This window comes from Nocardioides sp. (genome assembly GCF_031422975.1).
Classification (GTDB): domain Bacteria; phylum Actinomycetota; class Actinomycetes; order Propionibacteriales; family Nocardioidaceae; genus Nocardioides.
Map to the genome: position 1 here is coordinate 1 of NZ_JANPEO010000402.1, position 1,757 is coordinate 1,757.

Consider the following 1,757-nt stretch of genomic DNA (forward strand, 5'->3'; position numbering starts at 1 on the left):
CACGACGCTCCCGAGTCCGAGTCCGAGACCGAAGGCGGCGACGCCGAGGAGACCGCCCCCGAGGGCGACTCCGCGGAGTGATCAACCCGTTCCACTGGCTGCGCCGCATCGGGTCTCCCGGTGCGGCGCGGTCGCATTTCAGCCGTGCGCACCACGGCTGGGAGGATGAGCACATGAGTGATGACGTGTGGCTGGTCGTCGGGCTGGGCAACCCCGGGCCGGCGTACGCCGGGCACCGCCACAACGTGGGCTACCTCGTGACCGACTTGCTGGCCGAGCGGATGGGCAGCGCGTTCCGGGCCCACAAGTCCGGTCGTGCCGAGGTCGTCGAGGGCCGGCTGACCCCTCCCGGCGTGCCGGGACCGCGCGTGGTGCTCGCTCGTCCGCGCGGCTACATGAACGAGTCCGGAGGAGCGGTGAAGGCGCTCGCCACCTTCTACAAGGTGCCGCCGGAGAGGATCATCGCGATCCACGACGAGCTCGACATCGCCTTCAACACTCTGCGGGTCAAGCTCGGCGGCGGAGACAACGGCCACAACGGCCTCCGCTCGATGCGCGGCAGCCTCGGCACGGGCGACTTCTACCGGGTGCGCGCCGGCATCGGCCGCCCACCCGGGCGCCAGGACGTCGCCGACTTCGTGCTGTCCACCTACAGCTCGACCGAGAAGAAGGACCTGCCCTTCCAGGTGCTGGACGCGGCGGACGCGGTCGAGTCGCTGATGAGCGACGGTCTGGAGAAGACCCAGCAGAAGTTCAACTCCTGATGTCCTCAATATTGGGTATGCGCCCCCCTAGGCTGACTCCTAGCGTGTAGTGACGCATGGGGAGAGGTACGCATGAGCACGACGGCAAAGCACAAGATCGAGGTCGAGGCTCCACAGCGAACGACGGTGCGGGTGCCAGCGCCTCGCCGCTCCTGGGACCCGCCGGCGGCGCCCGTAGCGCTCTCCATGGTGCCGCCGACGACACCCCGCTCGCGCGCGGCGCGCAGGCTACTGGTGCTGGTCGCCTGCCTCGTGCTGGTGCCCCTGGTCGTGGTGGCTGCGTTCGACTGGCGGCTGTCGTCCGCTCTCACGCGGATCGACGGAGCCTTCGACGGGCTGGCCGATCGGCCGCCGGCCGCGGCTGACGGTTCGGTCACGATGATGATGCTGGCCACCGGCGAGGGCACCGCCTCGAGCCCGGTGCTGGCATGGATGCCGGGTGAACCCACCGTGGTCTCGGCGATGTTCGTGACCATCTCGGGTGATCGGCGTCAGGTGGATGTCGACTGGCTCCCGCTGCGCGGTCGCGTGCTCACGGGGGTGGCGGACGCGGCACCCAGCGGCTCCGTGGCTGCAGCCGAGTCGTGGACCGGGCGTCGGGTCGATCACCTGGCGATAGTGGACTGGTCGGCCTTCTCCGCGCTCGGCCGCGACAACGAGACACGCCTCGTCCTGCCCGCCGGCGCCAGCCGCGGCGCACAGCAGGCCTTCCTGCGCGAGGTGCTCGACGACACCCTCCATGCGGAGATGCGCAAGGAGCCGTGGACGCTCTACCGAGCGCTGCACACGGTTGCCCAGGGCATGGCGGTGGAGGACGGCTGGTCGGCGTTCGACATGACTCGGCTGATGTTCTCGTTGCGTGATCTGCGCTCGGCGCAGATCGTGTTCGGGGCCATCGACGAGCCGCAGTCGGGGACGAGCCCGACCGGTCGTTGACCGGGGCGACTCCCCAATATTGACGAAACGATCACTCAACCCTCGGACGCGCCGACG

At 69.6% G+C, this 1,757-nt stretch carries 2 protein-coding genes; both read left to right on the forward strand.

Annotated elements, in window-relative coordinates; genetic code table 11:
- Window positions 1–173: 173 nt before the first annotated feature.
- On the forward strand, window positions 174–764 hold the full coding sequence (gene pth, locus RMO85_RS12170; protein ID WP_310528992.1) for an aminoacyl-tRNA hydrolase: 591 nt from the start codon (window positions 174–176) through the stop codon (window positions 762–764).
- Between the two features lie 72 nt (window positions 765–836).
- A complete protein-coding gene (locus RMO85_RS12175) occupies window positions 837–1,700 on the forward strand; it encodes a hypothetical protein (RefSeq protein ID WP_310528993.1) in 864 nt (287 codons plus the stop codon).
- Window positions 1,701–1,757: the final 57 nt, after the last annotated feature.

Excerpts from the sequence above, each read along its gene's own strand:
- pth (WP_310528992.1), top strand. The coding sequence starts at position 174 with ATGAGTGATGACGTGTGGCTGGTCGTCGGGCTGGGCAACCCCGGGCCG.
- RMO85_RS12175 (WP_310528993.1), top strand. The coding sequence starts at position 837 with ATGAGCACGACGGCAAAGCACAAGATCGAGGTCGAGGCTCCACAGCGA.